The organism is Arcobacter roscoffensis (genome assembly GCF_024267655.1).
Taxonomy (GTDB): Bacteria; Campylobacterota; Campylobacteria; order Campylobacterales; family Arcobacteraceae; genus Arcobacter_B; species Arcobacter_B roscoffensis.
Map to the genome: position 1 here is coordinate 231,829 of NZ_CP100595.1, position 17,422 is coordinate 249,250.

Sequence of the window (17,422 nt, forward strand, 5' to 3'; positions counted from 1 at the left end):
ATATTTTAAGTTTAGGTGAAAAAAATGTAAGAAAAATAAAATTGTGATAAAAAATAGGGATTTTAAAAGATTTATCATATAAACCCCAAATCCAAAGAAAGGAAGCGAAATTGGATTTGTAGGTTTATATTATTTCATGTTAGTATTAAGTCAAATATTTTAATAATATTTTATTATGCTGCCCTAGAAAAAAGGAGCCTCCCTAGAGCAAGCATAGAGAAATTACATTCTAATTTCTTCTCTTTTTTGTAAGAATGCCCATCTCTCGTCAATTCTTTTTTGCCATTCTTCAATTAAGTACTCATTCTCTGGTTTGAATAAGTGTTTGAATCTTGGTTGTGCACCTAAGTAATCTCTTACTGGTACAATATTTTTAGGTCTGTAAGTTATGTTTAATTCTCTTCCCTCAATGATTTCATATAATGGGAAAACTAATGAATCAACTGCTAAATCAGAAACTTCAATAGTTTGGTTTGGTGCGAATTTCCACTCAGTTGTACAAGCAGACATTGCATTGATAAATACAGGACCTTCTGTATCAAATCCTCTTTGAATTTTCTTAACCATATCTTTCCATTTATTTGGAGCAACTTGTGCAACATAAGGAGCACCGTGAGCTGCCATAATAGATACGATATCTTTCTTCTGTCTTTTCTCACCATAAGAGTGAGATCCAGCAGGAGCAGTTGTAGTTGAAGAACCAATAGGAGTTGAAGAAGATCTTTGACCTCCTGTATTTGCATATACTTCGTTATCTAAACAAACGTACATGAAATCATGTCCTCTTTCAAAACAACCTGAAATCCATTGGAAACCAATATCATAAGTAGAACCATCTCCACCAAATGTTACAAACTTTGGTTGTGGCTCATTAGCATCAATTCTACCTTTGTTTCTTAAGGCTTTGTTCATAGTCTCAACACCTGCCATTGCAGTTGAAGAGTTTTCAAATCCAATATGAATCCAAGAACAGTCCCATGAAGTATGAGGGTAAATTGCTGTACAAACTTCTAAACATCCTGTAGAAGCAGATACAACTAAGTTATCATTAGTTGCATTTAAAACTTCTCTTACGATAATAGAGTGAGCACAACCAGGACATAGAAGGTGTGAACCTTCAAATCTCTCTGCTGCTGTTGAAAACGTTTTTAAGTTTTTAATTACTTTTTGTGTACTCATATTTATTTTCCTTCCACATTGTAGAAGCTTAATTCAGGACCTCTAACACCAATTAATCTTTGGATGTTACCTGATAGTTTACCGTCTTTTGCTTCTTTATCTAATGTTCTAAAGATATCTTTTAATCCTGCAACTGTCATATCTCTACCACCTAATCCATAGATTAAGTTAGACATTAAAGGTCTTGCAGGTGTATTGAATAATGCACCAGAAACTTCGTTGTATAATGCACCAACAGTTCCACCAGGAGCTGATCTGTCCATACAAGCTACTGCTTTTACATTTTGTAATGCTGCTGCTACTTCTTCAAGAGGGAATGGTCTAAATAATCTAGGTGCAACAACACCAGCTTTAATACCTTCTTCTCTTAATTGATCAATTGTAATCATTGCAGTTTCAAAAGTTGAACCTAAACATACGATTGCAACTTCAGCATCTTCCATACCGTAAGATTCAACTAGTTTATATTCTCTTCCAGTTAATTCTTTAAATTCAGCAAATACTTCTTCAACTACATTTTTAGATGCCATTAAAGCAGCATGTTGCTTAGCTTTGTGTTCAAAGTGCCAATCTTGCTCAGTTTGTACACCGTGAGTTACTGGTTTATCAAAGTCTAATAATGCATTAACTTTTGTATATTCACCTACAAAGTTTGCAGCTACATCATCTTTTAAAGGAGTAACATTTTGAGCAGTATGCGAAGTCATAAATCCATCTTGGTTAGAAATTACTGGTAATCTAACAGCTGGATGCTCAGAAATTTTAAATGACATTAAAGTCATATCATAAGCTTCTTGTGGGTTAAATGCGTCGATTGATACCCATCCTGAATCTCTTGTTAAATATAAATCAGAGTGATCTCCATTTACATTTAAAGGTGCAGCTAATGCTCTATTTACTAGACATAATACAACTGGGATTCTCATACCTGATGCTTGGTATAAAGTCTCAATCATAAGTGCTAAACCTTGAGAAGAAGTTGCAGTTGCAACTCTACCACCAGCAGCACCAGCACCAATACATCCTGACATTGCAGCATGTTCAGACTCAGTCATAATAACTTCACCATCAATATATCCATTTGCGTGGAACATTGCATAGTTTTCTACTGTAGCAGTTGAAGGTGTAATAGGATAAGCAGCAACTACATCAACGTCAGCTTGTCTGAAAGCTTGAGAGTTAGCCATGTTACCATCCCAAACCTCTACTTCGTTTAATTCCATTTGTCTACTATTCATTACTTTTCACCTCTTTTCTTCTTTTCTGGCCATTTCGAAAGAGCACTTTCAACAGTTTCATACTCTTCGAACATTAATAAAGATTTTGGATTCGTAGGACATACACTTACACATAAACCACATCCCTTACAGTGTTCGTAATCAACACCTTTCATCTCTTTATTTCTAGCAATAATTGAAGTATCCGGACAGAATACCCAACAGTTTTGACAGTCAATACATGTTTCAGAATTCCAAACTGGTTTAATAACTCTCCAGTCTCCTACTGACATGCTCTTTGAACTTGTCTCAGAATAATTTCTTTCTTCTGGTTGTATATCAGCAATGTTGTAATCAACATCACCTTCGAATGTATATAAAGCAGCACCTGGTACTAGCTCATCCCATCCCATTTCATTAATTGGTTTACTCATATCTTATCCTTTAGTGAACTTCGTCGTAAGCTCTTTGGATAGCAATCATATTAGCATCAATAATATTTTGAGGTAATTTTTTTAATACCCCTTTCATTGCTTCTTTAAAGAACTCTAATTCGTACATTCCGCTAACTTTCATAAATGCACCTAACATTGGTGTATTTGGAATTGCTCTACCAATAGTATCTCTAGCTATTTGTAGACAGTCTAAAATGTATACTCTATCTTCAATTCCTTGTAATTCAGGAACAGAGTCTATTAACTCTTGTTTGCTAAGGTGTGTAGTAATAATATATTTTGTAGTATCTTTACCATTAGCAGTAAAATCATCAGTAAATGCTAATCCTGGATCTAGTATAAAAACAAAATCCGGACTCATAAATTTTTCGTGATTTAAAATAACTTTATCATCAATTCTATTGTAGGCCGTCATTGACGCACCTCTTTTTGCTGAACCATAAAATGCAAAAGCTTGAACTTCTTTTCCAGATTGTGCAACAATTGAACCAAGTCCTTTTGCTCCAGTAACTGCACCTTGACCTGCACGGCTATGCCATCTAATTTCTAACATAGAGGCTCCTTAATTATTAAATTTGACTTAAAAAATTTAATTAGTCTTGATTATTATATATATTTTTAACTTAGAAGCTACTTTCATTAAGTTTAATTAAGCTTAATATGTAACTTTTCAACACACTATTAAAATTTTTAAATACTAGTTTTTTACTATAAATAATAGTCCAAAATAATAAATTCGATGTTATTAAAAATGTTATAAAGTAGAAAAGGTTCTATTCTATAGTTATTCATAAAGATTAAACATTTATTATTATTTTAGTGAACTATAATATAAAGTATACCTTAAGTTTATGTAGGAATTATGTATTAATATTAAAAATTAAGTTTAAAATAAGGTGTATCTATTTAAGAATAGTAGTAAAAAGAGCAAAAAAAATTTAATTTTTTTGCTCTTTAATAAATTTTACAGCTTCTAAGGCATTAGTTTGTATATATTCAGTATAAAGTGAAAGTTCTTCTTCTTTTCCATAACCACATAAAACGCCAACACTATTTACATTAGCTTCTTTTGCTGCTATTAAATCAAGTTTAGTATCACCTATCATCCAAACATCGTGAGAGTTCTTATCGTAATTCATTTGTTCTAGAGTTATATTTATAGGTTCTGGGTGTGGTTTAGGATTTTCTACATTTTCTCTTCCCGTAACTATTTCAAAGTGTTTATCTATATTTAGGTTTTCTAAAAGAGGCATTGTGTACATTCTAGTTTTTGTTGTTACAACTGAAACCCTTGCATATGATGCAGCGTATTCTACAGCTTCAATTGCATTTTCTAAAAGATATGTTTGAGCTTTTGAGATTTGTCTATATTGGTTCTTATATGAATCAACAAAATCCCATTTTTTACTATCTTCAACTCCAAGATTTACATACATTACATCAAGTGGATAACCAATAAGATTTTTTATATCTTCAGTTGTTCCAGTAAAATCAAAACTTAACTCTTTAAATGAGTGGTAAAAACATGAAACAATTGCATCTGTTGAGTCTATTAGTGTTCCATCTAAATCAAATAGTATTATAGTATCTTTATTCATTTATGTTTATTCCTTTATCCAATCTTTTTGATTGTGTGTTATTCCTGTAAAAGCAGGTTCTATATTTTTTATATCTTTATTTACAACTGTAATAGAGTTAGGAATATATAAAAATATATAAGGCAAATCACTAGCTATTATTTTAAATATTTTTCTATATATTTCACCTAACTCTTCTCTATCTACAGTTCTTGCACCTTTTTCAATCAAACTATCAACTTCTTTGTTTTTATATCCTACAAGATTAAACCTTCCAATCTTCGCAGAGTCACTATGCCATAAAGGATAAGCATCAGGCATTAAAGCTAAACTCCAACCTAAAAGAACTGCTTCATAGTTTCTTGGATGAACAACTGTATTTAAAAAAGCTTGCCATTCCATAACTCTAATTTTCATTTTAATACCTGCTTGTGCTAATTGATATTGAAGTATTTGCGCAGCGTTTATTCTTGTATCATTTCCTGTATTTGTAACTACTTCAAAAGTAAATGGATTATTTTCATCAAAGCCAAGTGATTTTAAAATCTTTTTAGATTTATTTATATCTTGCTTTATTGTTTTAACTTCATTATTATAAGCAAAACTTCCAGGTAAAAAAGGTCCATTACAAACTTGCCCGTGTCCAAAAAAGAGTATATCTACTAATTGTTCTTTATTTATTGCTAAAGATATAGCTTCTCTTATTTTTTTATTTTTGAATTTTTCATTATTTAGATTGAAGCCTAAATAAGAATAGGAAAAACTTTGACTCTCAACAATTTTATAGTTTTCTTTAAACTCATTATTGATTTGTCTATCAATTTGAATAGGAGTTAAACTTCCTATATCTAATCTTTTTTGTTTTAAAAATAAAAATGAAGTATTAGTATCAGGTAAAAACTTGAAATGAATTTCATCAATTTTTGCTCGTCCATCAAAATAGTCATCATTTGCATATATTCTAATATCAGCACCTGTTTCAAAACCATCTATTTTATATGGACCTGTACCTATTGGTTTTTTATTAAAACTACTTGTCATTAAGTCTTTTTCATCTTTTAGTAAATGATAAGGTAAAATTCCTACCATCCAAGTCTCTAAGGCTTTGAAATAAGGCTTTTTATACATTATCTCAATAGTATAATCATCTAAAGCTTTTACACTTTTTACTTGCTTGAAATTTGATTTAATGGATGTGAAAACTTTTGGTGAGATTATTTGCTCATAAGTAAAAATCACATCCTTTGAAGTAAATTTTGTTTTATCATGCCATAAAACATTTTTTCTTAATTTTATAAGTAAATGAGTAGGTGTCTTAAACTCATAAGACTTTGCTAAATCAACTATTGGTTTGCCATCCTTATCATATTTAAATAGGCCATTAAAAAGCCAACCTGATACTGTTGAACTAGCTGTATCATTTGAAAGAATGGGGTTAAGTCTACTTGGACTTGAACTAATTGACATATTTAATGTACTTGAATAAACACTTGTAACAAGCATAAAAAGTAAAGGTAATGTTTTAAATAGTAGTTTTAGATTTTTCATAAGGTATTGTAGTAAAATTGTGATAAAAAAAAAGGAAGCAATTTCTTGCTTCCTTTTGTGTTTTGTAAAAACAAAGTATAAAAAGATAAAATATTGACTATCTTTTTGAGAATTGACCGCTTTTTCTTGCTTTTCTTCTTCCGTATTTCTTTCTTTCTACTGCTCTTGCGTCTCTTGTTAATAATCCGTAAGGCTTTAAGATAGTTCTGAATTGCTCATCATAAGCAACTAGAGCTCTTGAAATTCCGTGTCTAATAGCATCAGCTTGTGCAGAGTAACCACCACCTAAAGATTTAACTACGATGTTTACAGAAGTTTCTTGTTTAGATACTTCTAATGGTTGCATAACTCTTTTTTTGATTGCTTCGTGTCCACCTAACCATGCGTCTAAAGACTGACCGTTGATTGTAAGTTGACCGTTACCATTTTCTAACCATACTTTAGCTACAGCTGTTTTTCTTCTTCCTGTTGCGTAAACTTTTGCCATTAGTCCTATCCTTTAATTTGCGCAGTGTGAGGGTGCTCTGAACCTGCGTATACTTTTAATTTTTTTAACATTGCTTTACCTAGAGTAGTTTTTGGTAGCATACCTCTAGTTGCAAGTTTATATAACTTCTCAGGGTTGTTATTTAACATATCAGACATTTTATGAGTCTTAGTTGAACCAAAGTATCCTGAGTGAGTGAAGTAATTTTTGTCTTCTAATTTAGCACCTGTAAATTTTGCTTTAGATGCGTTTATGATTACAACGTAATCTCCACAATCAACATGTGGTGTGAAGCAAGGTTTATTTTTACCTCTTAAGATAGTTGCAACTTCAGTAATGATTCTACCAAAAACCTTACCTTCTGCGTCTACTACTATCCAATCTCTTTCGATTTCGTTAGCTTTTGCCATTTGAGTAAATTTCATTTATTTTCTCCGCTTTTATTAATGAGGTGGAATAATAGTGTAGTGATACTTAAAAAATACTTAAATTAAGTAAAATTTAAAATTTTATTGAAAATTCTGAACCTTTATTATGAACAGAGTCTATTTCTAGCTCAAAAGAGTGCAGATTTAGGATAGATTGAACGATAAATAAACCTAAACCTAAAGAGTTATTCCAGCCATTTTTAGAAACTCTGTAAAATTTTTGTTTGATTCTTTCTAAATCGTTCTCTTCAATTCCTATACCTCTATCAATTATTCTAATGCAATCAGAAGTTATTTCTACACTTACTTTATCTTCTGAATATTTTAAAGCATTTTCTACAAGGTTTGAAATAGCCATACTAATTAAAGTCGAGTCTACTTTTAACTCAATATCTTCACCTATAAGTTCAATCTCTCTGTTTTTATAGTTATCATTTAAATCAGATATTATCTCTTCAATCAATTTTTTCATTGAAGTTGCTGTTAAAATGATTTCTTGTTTACCTTCTTCAAGTTTTAAAGTAAGTCTTAATTTATCAATAATATCTGACATTTTCAGTGAATTTGAATGAATTTTTGTTAAAAACTTTCTTTTTATACTTGGGGGCATATCTTCATCGTTTAAAATAGTTTCACTATAGCCTGATATAATTGCAATTGGGTTTTTAAATTCATGGGATAAAGCAGAAATTATTTCATCTTTTTGTCTATTTGCTAATTTAAGTTTTGCATTTTGTTTAGCTTTTTGTTTCTCTTTTTTCTTAAGTTTTATTGCAACTTTATTTAATATCTTTGTGATTTTATGAAATTCTAAAGTAAAACTTGATTCTAAATGTGAAGTTGTTTTTTTAGAGCTAAGTTGTGTAAGAAAATCTAATATAGCCTCTGTTTCATATTTTATTTTTAAACTAATAAAGTAAGAAGCTAAAAAAGCGACTATTATAAAGAAAGTAATAAAAGCAAATATTTGTATTGCTAAACTCATAAAGTTATCAGTGATATTATCTGTATAATCAGACATTCTAATAAAATAAATCTTTTTGTTTATATTTACTTTTTTTGCTATATAAAGTAGCTCCTTGTGCATAGTAGTTGAATATCTAATACTTTTACCAATACCAAAATCTTTTGCTTCTAAGATCTCTTTTCTATTTGAGTGGTTCTCTAATAGCTCTTTATTTTTATCACTTTCAGCTATTACATTACCTTTTTCATCAACAATAGTAATTCGAAGTTCTATTTGGGAGTGTAAATCTTTGATTATGTTATCCACATTTTTTAAATCATTTAAAACTATTGATAATGTATCTATATTTTGAATAAGATTTTTTTCAATTTGATTTAAATATATATTTTTAGACCAAAAATATGTGACAATACTTAAACTAATTAAAATAGCAATAAATATAAGTGAGAAAGTTCTTAGAAAAAGTTGATGTATTTTTAACAAAAAATGTAACCTTCCCCTCTAATTGACTTGATATAATTTTTCTCTCCATCAGGGTCAATTTTAGCTTTTAGTCTTTTTACTGCAACATTTACAGTTTTCATTTTCTTATCAAGTGAGTCTTCCCAAACAGAATTTAGTAAATGTTCTCTTGTCATCAAAATATCTTTGTTTTTCATAAACTCTAAAAGTAAATCATGCTCTAAATGAGTTAGTTCTAACTCTTCATCATCAATAAAAAACTTTTTATTTGAAGATTTGTAAACTATATCTCTTATTTTTAGAATGGCAATATCTTTTGTTGATCTTTTAATGACAGCTTTTATTCTAGCTACAAGCTCCTTTACATTAAAAGGTTTTGTTATATAATCATCAGCATGTGATTCAAAACCTTCAAGAATATCTTCATCCTTATCTTTAGCAGTTACATAAATAACAGGCGTTGTATAACCTTTTTTTCTAATATCATTAATAAATGTAGTCCCCTCGCAACCTGGAAGGTTTCTATCCATTAGGATTAAATCAACTTTTTCTTCATCAAAAATCTTTTCAAGGTTTTTGTCAACATTTAAAAAACCAATAGTTTCAAAACCATCTTTTTGAAGTGTATACTCTAAAAGTTCTAGTATATCCTCTTCATCTTCTACGATTAAAATTACTTTATCTTCCATTATTTATATCTCTTTTATTTAGATAGGATTTTACTTCTCTTTTTTTATTTCACCAGGAGAGAATTTTATTGCTAAAATTCTAAAGATAAAAAACACAAAAATTACTATAAGTAAAAAGCTTATGTCAAAATAATCTTTATTGACATTTGTTGATAGTATTATAACATCACGAATTAAAAAAATGATAAAAATATCAATAACAAATCTAAGTCTTAGTTTATGTTTTTTAATAAAGTCAGAAATCATCTTAACAACTTCCATTACTACAATGAACTCAAGCATTAAGATAATAGCCTTATAAAAGTCTAATCCTGTGGCAAAAATAGCCACAAAGATTATAGTAGCAGCAAGCACTTCAAAGTTTGAACTAAAGTACGCTTTTATTTTTAATATTGCTTTTTTCATTGAAGAAGAACAATTATTTAGATTGCTCTATATCTCCTCCCATTTCAGCAAATAATAAAAGATTAGCAATAGATGCAGCTCTATCTGCTGTTTTTGCAAGCTTTCTTAATGCACTTAAAACATCAAAATACTCTTTTGATAATTCTAAGTTTTTAGAGATAAGTTTTAGAATATTTTTTTCAATCATTGAATATAAATCATCTGTTTTACTCTCTTCAACAATAACTCTTTGATATTTCTCTTCTATATGTTTTGAGTTCGTTTCTTTTAGCATACTCATTGAAGTTTGAAGGGCTAAAGTTGCTGATTTTTGTAAAGGAATTGCATACTCTAAAATTGTTTTAGTATTTAAATCATCACTAAATGCTTTTCTAAAAATTTTTGCAAAGGCTTTTGTATTTGCACCTGCTCTTACTAATTCATTTGTGATTTTTAAATAAGAAACTAATTCTCTTAAATCTTTTGCTTCTGGTGAATATAAAGCTAAAGTTGTAACAATTAAGTTATCAATTTCATTTGATTTATTAGAAATCTTTTTTACTGATAAATCAATCTCTTTTAACTTTGATAAGTCCTCATCTTTTAAACCTGTAAGTGTTAACTCTAAGGCTTCAACAACACTATTTCCAATCTCTAAAATCTCATCTTGGATTTTTACTTTTTTCTCTTCATATGTTCTTAACATTTCTTATCCAAACCTTCCTGTGATGTAATCTTCTGTTTTCTTATTATTAGGATTAACAAAAATTGTTTCAGTTTCATCATACTCTATTAGCTTTCCTAAGTGAAAGAATGCAGTATAATCAGCAACTCTTGCCGCTTGTTGCATATTATGAGTTACTGTGATTATTGTATAATCTTTTTTAAGCTCTAACATAAGTGCTTCAATCTTTTCTGTTGAAATAGGATCAAGTGCTGATGTTGGTTCATCCATTAAGATAACCTCAGGTTTAACAGCAATAGTTCTAGCAATACATAATCTCTGTTGTTGTCCACCAGAAAGTGAAGTTCCAGGTTGATTTAGTTTGTCTTTTACTTCATCCCATAGTCCAGATTTTCTAAGTGAAGTTTCAACTAGTTCATCACACTCCTTACCTTTTCTTACAATTCCATGTTTTAATGGAGCATAAGCAACATTGTCATAGATTGATTTAGGGAATGGGTTTGGTTGTTGAAATACCATACCAACTCTTTTTCTAACACTTACTTCATCTACATCTTTATCGTAAATGTTTTTCTTGTCAATTACAACTTCACCATCAATTTTTACGATGTTAATTAAGTCATTCATTCTATTTAAACATCTTAAGAATGTTGATTTACCACATCCAGAAGGTCCAATTAATGCAGTGATTTTATTTTCATATAAATCAGCAGTAATATTGTGTAAGGCATGATTATCACCATACCAAAGGTTTAATTCATCTACTTTAATTTTTACTTTATTATCTTTTGACATTTTAATTTTTCCTTCTACCATTTAACTTCGAATTTTTTTCTTAAATATATTGCAAGTGCATTTAGTGAAATAAGTACCGATAAAAGTACCATAATACCTGCTGCTGTTTTTTCTATATACATTTTTTCTGGCATACCTGCCCATGTGAATAACTGTGCTGGCATAACTGTTGCTGCATCTGTAACCATACTTGGAGCATCTGGAATAAATGCAATCATACCAATAATAATCAATGGTGCAGTCTCACCCATAGCTTGTGCTAAACCAATAATAGAACCTGTTAAAACCCCAGGGAATGCAAGAGGTAAAACATGGTCTCTTGTAACTTCTATCTTTGTAAGACCAAGTCCATAACCAGCTTGTCTAATACTATCTGGAACTGCTCTTAAAGCTGCTCTTGAACTTACAATAATAATTGGTAAGGTCATAAGTGCTAGTGTTAAACCACCAACTAAGGGTGAACTTCTTGGCATCCCAAAAAGGTTGATAAAAATAGCAAGCCCTAAAAGACCAAATAAAATTGAAGGAATTGCCGCAAGGTTATTGATATTTACTTCAATAAATCGTGTAAATTTATTATCATCTGCAAACTCTTCTAAGTAAATAGCTGTCATAACCCCAATTGGGAAAGCAACTAGCATTGTGATCATTAGTGTTAAAACAGAACCAACCATAGCAGAGAATAAACCTGCATACTCAGGAGTTTTAGAATCCCCTTGTGTAAAGAAAATTGAGTTGAATTTAAGTTCAACTAAACCCTGTGCTTTCATATCATCAACTAAAGCTCTATCTTTTCTTTTTAATCTATAGTGATGTTCTTTAATATACTGATCAACTTGATCATCAGCTAAAACCCATTGAGTCTTTTTTGTGTTAAGAAGTGTAGGGTCATTTTTAATTATTAAAGGTAATTCTCTAAGCCAAGCTCTTGAGATGATATTTCTATATTTTCTATCAACAGCTTTTCTATAATCTTTTACAGCCTCTTCACTATAGTTTACTTCAACTTTTACATAAGTTACGTTAAAAGCAGGAATACCTTTTCCAATAATATCAAATAAAAAGAATGCCAAAAATGCAATAGAGAAGACTAATGAAGTTAAAGTAAACTTTTTAAATCTTCCTGCACTTGCGTGTCTTTTCTTTAACGATGGATCGTAAAATGGGTTTTCTTTTTGTTTTTGTTTATCTTTTTTACTAATCATAATGTGTTCACTTTATATTTTTCTTTGAATTTTCTAATTAATGACAATGAAATCATATTTAAAACTAATGTAACAATAAATAGTATTAAACCTAAGGCAAATGCTGATAATGTTTCAGGAGAATTAAATTCAAAATCACCAACTAATGAGTTTACAATTGTAACTGTAACCGTAGTCATATCTTCAAGTGGATTCCATGATAAGTTTGGTCTAAGACCTGCTGCCATAACAACAATCATAGTTTCACCTAAAGCTTTTGAAAGTCCTAGAAGTGAAGCTGAAATAATACCTGGCATGGCAGATGGTAAAACGATATTTTTAATAACTTCACCATGTGTCATACCTAAACCATAAGCAGCTTTTCTTTGAGAATCAGGAACTGATCTAATAACATCATCTGAAAGTGATGATATAACAGGAATGATCATAATCCCCATTACGATACCAGATGCTAAGGCTGAGTTAAAAGTAGCTTCTAGACCTACAGTATTTGCTGCTTTAACAATAAAAGGAGCTACTGTAATTGCTGCGAAGAAACCATAAACAACTGTAGGAATACCTGCAAGTACTTCTAAGATAGGCTTTAAATAGTCTCTTAATTTCGGGCTTGCATATTCACTCATGTAAACAGCAGATCCTAAACCAATAGGTATAGCAACACTAAGTGCAATAATAGTAATTACAAATGTACCTGCAAAAATTGGTACTGCACCAAATTTACTTCCTACAACTCCAGGTGTCCATTCACTTCCTGTAATGAAGTACCAAAAACTTCTCATTTGGAAAAATTCAATTGCTTCAAAAAGAATTGAAAATAAAATACCAAATGTAGTTAAAATTGCAATAACAGAAGCTGTGATTAATGCTAATTTAATTAGCTTTTCAATAACTTCCGTTTTTTTGTTCTTAGATTCAAAAGTGCTCAAATAATTGCCTTTTTGTATAAAATTTGAGCAGATTATAATTAAAGATGGTTACACAATGGTTACAAGGTTTAAATAGAGGCGCAAAGTGGGAAGTTGTATTTTTTTGAGTGTTTTTTCAAAAGGCTAATTGTATAGTCGAAGTTTTGTATTTTTGACTTTTCTGATACTTCAATTATAGCACAAGAGGTTGATAATAGATGAAATTTTCTTTTTTGATCAAATCTGTCTTTTGTAATAATGTAGCCATTTTTTTTATCAGAACTATTATAAAGATTTTTCACGCTATCTTTAAACTCTTTTAATACATTATTTGTAAGTTCAAATAAATCTTCAAAACTTTTGTTTTTTGCACCAATAAAGAAATCATCTCCTCCAATATGAGCGATAAAAAAATCATTTGAGTATTTCTTCTGAATTAATTCAGAGAAAATCAAAATAGCTCTATCCCCTTGTCTAAAACCATAATAGTCATTAAAAGGCTTGAAGTCATTAAAATCAAAATAAAGCATATGTGAAATATGAGAGCTTTTATTTTGAGAAGCCTCATATATAAAGTTTTCTATTTGTTGATTTCCAGGTAACTTAGTAAGAGGATTTTGATTTGATGCTATTTCAATATTTCTTTTGTGTGATAATTCAAGTAAAGAATTTAAGCCAATAAAGCCTTTATATTTATTTGCATTGGTAATAAATATACCCATAGATTCTTTTGAATTATGATTAAATCTATCTAAAGTTTTATCAATACCCCAAGATGACTCAACTGAGACTACTTCTTTTATATATTTTTTTAATGTTGAAGATATGTTTTTATTTTTAGCTAGTGATAATCCATATTGTGAATAAGATATTTTTTTTATATCAATTTCATAAATCACACCAAGTAGATTTTTATAATCATCAATTATTGGAACAAAGATATTTTTAGTTTGATTTTTAAAATAAACAAATAAATCATGTAGGGAGCTATTTATATTTAAAGGTTCTATATTTTCAATATATTTTTTTTCTATTATGTGAATTGTATCGTTTCTTTTATCATTATGTATTAAGTCAATAATCTTTTTATACATAGGCTTTATTTCATTTGTTTTTACAGTAGGCTTTTGAACTAAGTATCCTTGAATAAAATCAACACCCATATCTTTACAAGTTAAGAATTCATTTTTAGTTTCAACACCTTCTGCTATGACTTTCATTCCCATTACATGAGCCATTTCTACAATTGAGCTACAAAATAGTTTTTTCTTTGAGTCTGTATCAATATTTGATACAAAAAATCTATCAAGTTTTATAATATCTGCCTCTGAAAAATATAGAAGTTTTAAGCCAGAAACACCAATTCCAAAATCATCAATTGCTAATTGGTATCCACTTTTTTTATAAGTCTGTAACATGCTTGATAGAGCACTTTGTTCTATAGTTGTACCTTTTTCACTTAGCTCAAAACAAACTGTACTTTTTGTTAAATTATACTTTTCAAGTATCTTTGAAGTATTACCTGATCTATAAGTTTTGTTATAAATTATTCGGTTATCTAGATTATAAAATAGTCTTAAATTTTCCACCTCAATTTGTGAAAACTTGCTAATTGCTTTTTCTCTTAGTATTAAATCTAGCTCATATATAATATCTTCTTGAAAAGCCATATCAAAAAGCTCTTGAATTGAGTTTACATATTCAGTATCATTTACATTTCTAAGTAAGGCTTCAACAGCAAAAGTTTTACCTGTATGAGCATGAATGATTGGTTGAAAGGCATAATCTAACCTTCTTAAAATTGTATTCCATTTTTTTGTCATTTTTTAATCCAAAGAGAGTTATAAGCTTACTGATAGGCTTTTATCTCTTCGTTCGCGTGAAACAGATAAAAGCCTATGAGTAAAGTTACAAAGAGGAGGGAAGCTTCTCCTCTTTATAATAATTTGTTAGTTTTAATTAGTGTTTTTTTAATGCGTCTAAAGTTAATTTTTCTCTTTTTGAAACAGATGCTCTAATAGCATTTCTTGTAGCATCAGGTAAAGCAATTAGACCGATTTCACCTAAAATTCCATCTTTTCCAATCATTTTTTCACTCATGAATAAATCAACATATTTGTTCATTGCTGGAACTTTTTCAGAGTGAGAATTTTTCACGTAGAAGAATAATGATCTAGATACTGGGTAATCTCCTGATGAAATAGTATCTGGAGTTGGAGCAATACCATTGATTGTTGCACCTTGTAGCATATCATCATTTTCAACTAAGAAAGAGAATCCAAATACACCAAATGCAGATTTGTTTTTATTTAATTTTTGAACGATTAAGTTATCATTTTCACCAGACTCAACATAAGCACCATCTGTTCTAACTACAGAGTATTTTTTATATTTTTTGTTAGCTTTTTTGTCAGCTTTGTAAAGGTTAGTGTATAAAGGCATTTTTTTGAATACTTTTTGCATTACTAACTCTTCAAATGCATCTCTTGTACCAGATGATTTTGGTGGTCCATAAACAATGATTTCTCTATTTGGTAATGAAGCGTCAATATCAGACCATTTTTTGTATGGGTTAGCAATTAATGATTTACCATCTTTTGAAGGTACTTCTTTAGCTACTGCTAATGCTAAGTGTTCTCTTGAAATATCAAAAGGAGCATTTGAGTTAGATTGTGCGAATGCAATACCATCATAACCAATTACAGATTCAGTGATATCAGTAACACCATTTTCTTGACACATTTTAAATTCTTTAGCTTTTATTCTTCTTGAAGCATTAGTAATATCAGGAGTATTTAATCCATTACCAGCACAAAATAGTTTCATACCACCACCTGAACCAGTTGATTCAACTACTGGAGTTGGGTATTTAGTTGTAGCACCTAATTCTTCAGCAACTGATGATGCGAATGGATATACAGTAGATGAACCTACGATTTTGATTTGATCTCTAGCACTTAAACTAGTAACTAATAATGCACTTGCCCCTAAAGCTAAAAGTGTTTTTTTCATGTTTATTTTCTCCGTTAAATAAATTTTATGGTGAAAGTATAATATGAGTAGGTTACATTTTGGTTACTATTTAACTAAGTGAAAAAAAGAGAGGAACATATCGTTTATAATAAAGGTATATGAAAATAAAAAGTATTTAAAATTAGTTTACTAAAGAGAATTTTTCTTGGAACTCTTTAAGTGCTCTAACAAAAAGTTCATCACAATCAGTTGGTCTATAAAGTACAGCTTCAACCCAAATGTCATTTTCTTGAATTTTACAGAAATCTATTACTTCATAAGTATGATTGTTTTTGTAGTGTTTGTAAATTGTATTTTTTGAGATATTCATATTAAGAAAAAAACAAATGGATTATAATCCATTTGCTTCAATAAGTTTTGTTTGATGATCAGCAATAAGAGGATCAATTACTTCATCAAACAATCCATCATTCATTATTGCATCCAGTCTATATAAAGTAAGATTTATTCTATGGTCGCTAATTCTTCCTTGTGGATAATTATAAGTTCTAATTCTTCCACTTCTATCTCCTGTACCAACTTGTTCTTTTCTGTTGGCACCTTCAGCTTGCATTTTCTCACTCATTTGCACATCATAAAGTCTAGCTTTTAAAACTTTCATAGCTTTGTCTTTATTTTTGTGTTGAGACTTTTGATCTTGGTTTGTTACAACAAGACCAGTTGGAATATGTGTAATTCTTACAGCCGAGTCTGTAGTATTTACAGATTGACCACCATTTCCACTAGCTCTCATTACATCAATTTTTAAATCATTTGGATCAATTTGAACATCAACATCATCAACTTCAGGCATTACAGCTACAGTAATAGCAGATGTATGGACACGGCCTTGAGACTCTGTTGCAGGTACTCTTTGAACTCTGTGTGTACCACCTTCAAATTTTAACTTTGAAAATACATGGTCACCTTTTACCAAAATTACAATCTCTTTATATCCACCTGATTCACTCTCTGAAGAGTTCATGATTTCAACTTTCCAATTGTTATTTTCTGCATATCTTAAGTAAGCTCTAAATAAGTCACCAACAAAGATAGCTGCTTCATCACCACCTGTTCCTGCTCTTAACTCTAAATAAATATTTTTATCATCATTAGGATCTTTAGGAATCATTAAAAATTTAATTTCTTCCTCAAGCACAGGTTTTTTTGATTCAAGTTCTTTAAGTTCTTCTTTTGCAAGTTCACCTAATTCATCATCATCTAAAAGCATTTTATTCTCATCAATATCTTCTAATACTTGAATATATTCTTGAGCTTTTTTAACTATTGGTTCGATGTTTGACTGCTCTTTTGAAAGTTCAGTCATTTTTTTAATATCACTAGTAATATCAGGAGAGATTAACAGATCATTAATCTCATTGTACCTATTAATAAAGGGTTGTAATTTTTCTTGAGTCATATTTACC

The 17,422-nt window shown here is 29.8% G+C and carries 19 protein-coding genes; all 19 read right to left on the reverse strand.

Going from position 1 to position 17,422, the window contains the following annotated elements; genetic code table 11:
* Positions 1 to 222: 222 nt before the first annotated feature.
* Positions 223 to 1,179: a thiamine pyrophosphate-dependent enzyme gene (locus tag NJU99_RS01125; RefSeq protein ID WP_254576905.1), complete on the reverse strand. Its 957-nt coding sequence runs from the start codon at positions 1,177 to 1,179 to the stop codon at positions 223 to 225.
* Between the two features lie 2 nt (positions 1,180 to 1,181).
* On the reverse strand, positions 1,182 to 2,417 hold the full coding sequence (locus tag NJU99_RS01130) for a 2-oxoacid:ferredoxin oxidoreductase subunit alpha (RefSeq protein WP_254576906.1): 1,236 nt from the start codon (positions 2,415 to 2,417) through the stop codon (positions 1,182 to 1,184).
* Positions 2,417 to 2,830 carry a 4Fe-4S dicluster-binding protein gene (locus tag NJU99_RS01135; protein WP_254576907.1) on the reverse strand — a complete coding sequence of 138 codons (414 nt, stop codon included), beginning with the start codon at positions 2,828 to 2,830 and terminating at the stop codon, positions 2,417 to 2,419. The genes NJU99_RS01130 and NJU99_RS01135 overlap by 1 nt, the downstream gene beginning before the upstream one ends.
* Before the next feature lie 10 nt (positions 2,831 to 2,840).
* Complete coding sequence (locus NJU99_RS01140) at positions 2,841 to 3,404, reverse strand: pyruvate flavodoxin oxidoreductase subunit gamma (RefSeq protein ID WP_254576908.1); 564 nt, start codon at positions 3,402 to 3,404, stop codon at positions 2,841 to 2,843.
* Positions 3,405 to 3,789: 385 nt separating this feature from the next.
* Complete coding sequence (locus tag NJU99_RS01145; protein WP_254576909.1) at positions 3,790 to 4,449, reverse strand: HAD family hydrolase; 660 nt, start codon at positions 4,447 to 4,449, stop codon at positions 3,790 to 3,792.
* Positions 4,450 to 4,455: 6 nt separating this feature from the next.
* Positions 4,456 to 5,976 carry a peptide-binding protein gene (locus NJU99_RS01150; protein WP_254576910.1) on the reverse strand — a complete coding sequence of 507 codons (1,521 nt, stop codon included), beginning with the start codon at positions 5,974 to 5,976 and terminating at the stop codon, positions 4,456 to 4,458.
* A gap of 97 nt (positions 5,977 to 6,073) precedes the next feature.
* Positions 6,074 to 6,463, reverse strand: a complete 390-nt coding sequence (rpsI, locus tag NJU99_RS01155) for a 30S ribosomal protein S9 (RefSeq protein ID WP_254576911.1) — start codon at positions 6,461 to 6,463, stop codon at positions 6,074 to 6,076.
* Between the two features lie 5 nt (positions 6,464 to 6,468).
* On the reverse strand, positions 6,469 to 6,888 hold the full coding sequence (gene rplM / locus NJU99_RS01160; protein ID WP_254576912.1) for a 50S ribosomal protein L13: 420 nt from the start codon (positions 6,886 to 6,888) through the stop codon (positions 6,469 to 6,471).
* A 76-nt stretch (positions 6,889 to 6,964) separates the two neighbouring features.
* Complete coding sequence (locus tag NJU99_RS01165; RefSeq protein ID WP_254576913.1) at positions 6,965 to 8,341, reverse strand: sensor histidine kinase; 1,377 nt, start codon at positions 8,339 to 8,341, stop codon at positions 6,965 to 6,967.
* On the reverse strand, positions 8,335 to 9,009 hold the full coding sequence (locus NJU99_RS01170) for a response regulator transcription factor (RefSeq protein ID WP_254576914.1): 675 nt from the start codon (positions 9,007 to 9,009) through the stop codon (positions 8,335 to 8,337). The genes NJU99_RS01165 and NJU99_RS01170 overlap by 7 nt, the downstream gene beginning before the upstream one ends.
* 30 nt (positions 9,010 to 9,039) lie before the next feature.
* A complete protein-coding gene (locus NJU99_RS01175; protein ID WP_254576915.1) occupies positions 9,040 to 9,414 on the reverse strand; it encodes a phosphate-starvation-inducible PsiE family protein in 375 nt (124 codons plus the stop codon).
* 13 nt (positions 9,415 to 9,427) lie between these two features.
* The gene (locus NJU99_RS01180; RefSeq protein ID WP_254576916.1) at positions 9,428 to 10,099 is read right to left on the reverse strand and encodes a phosphate signaling complex PhoU family protein; all 672 of its coding nucleotides are present in this window, start codon (positions 10,097 to 10,099) and stop codon (positions 9,428 to 9,430) included.
* A 3-nt stretch (positions 10,100 to 10,102) separates the two neighbouring features.
* Positions 10,103 to 10,873, reverse strand: coding sequence for a phosphate ABC transporter ATP-binding protein PstB (pstB, locus tag NJU99_RS01185; RefSeq protein WP_254576917.1), 771 nt, complete (start codon positions 10,871 to 10,873; stop codon positions 10,103 to 10,105).
* A 14-nt stretch (positions 10,874 to 10,887) separates the two neighbouring features.
* Positions 10,888 to 12,078, reverse strand: coding sequence for a phosphate ABC transporter permease PstA (gene pstA / locus NJU99_RS01190; protein WP_254576918.1), 1,191 nt, complete (start codon positions 12,076 to 12,078; stop codon positions 10,888 to 10,890).
* Positions 12,075 to 13,004 (reverse strand): phosphate ABC transporter permease subunit PstC, encoded by a 930-nt coding sequence (gene pstC / locus NJU99_RS01195; protein WP_254576919.1) that lies wholly within the window; start codon positions 13,002 to 13,004, stop codon positions 12,075 to 12,077. The genes pstA and pstC overlap by 4 nt, the downstream gene beginning before the upstream one ends.
* 68 nt (positions 13,005 to 13,072) lie before the next feature.
* Positions 13,073 to 14,806: an EAL domain-containing protein gene (locus NJU99_RS01200; RefSeq protein WP_254576920.1), complete on the reverse strand. Its 1,734-nt coding sequence runs from the start codon at positions 14,804 to 14,806 to the stop codon at positions 13,073 to 13,075.
* Between the two features lie 136 nt (positions 14,807 to 14,942).
* Positions 14,943 to 15,995, reverse strand: a complete 1,053-nt coding sequence (locus NJU99_RS01205) for a PstS family phosphate ABC transporter substrate-binding protein (RefSeq protein WP_346731813.1) — start codon at positions 15,993 to 15,995, stop codon at positions 14,943 to 14,945.
* Between the two features lie 142 nt (positions 15,996 to 16,137).
* Positions 16,138 to 16,326 carry a DUF1653 domain-containing protein gene (locus tag NJU99_RS01210; protein WP_254576921.1) on the reverse strand — a complete coding sequence of 63 codons (189 nt, stop codon included), beginning with the start codon at positions 16,324 to 16,326 and terminating at the stop codon, positions 16,138 to 16,140.
* Positions 16,327 to 16,347: 21 nt separating this feature from the next.
* A complete protein-coding gene (prfA, locus tag NJU99_RS01215; RefSeq protein WP_254576922.1) occupies positions 16,348 to 17,415 on the reverse strand; it encodes a peptide chain release factor 1 in 1,068 nt (355 codons plus the stop codon).
* Positions 17,416 to 17,422 lie beyond the last annotated feature (7 nt).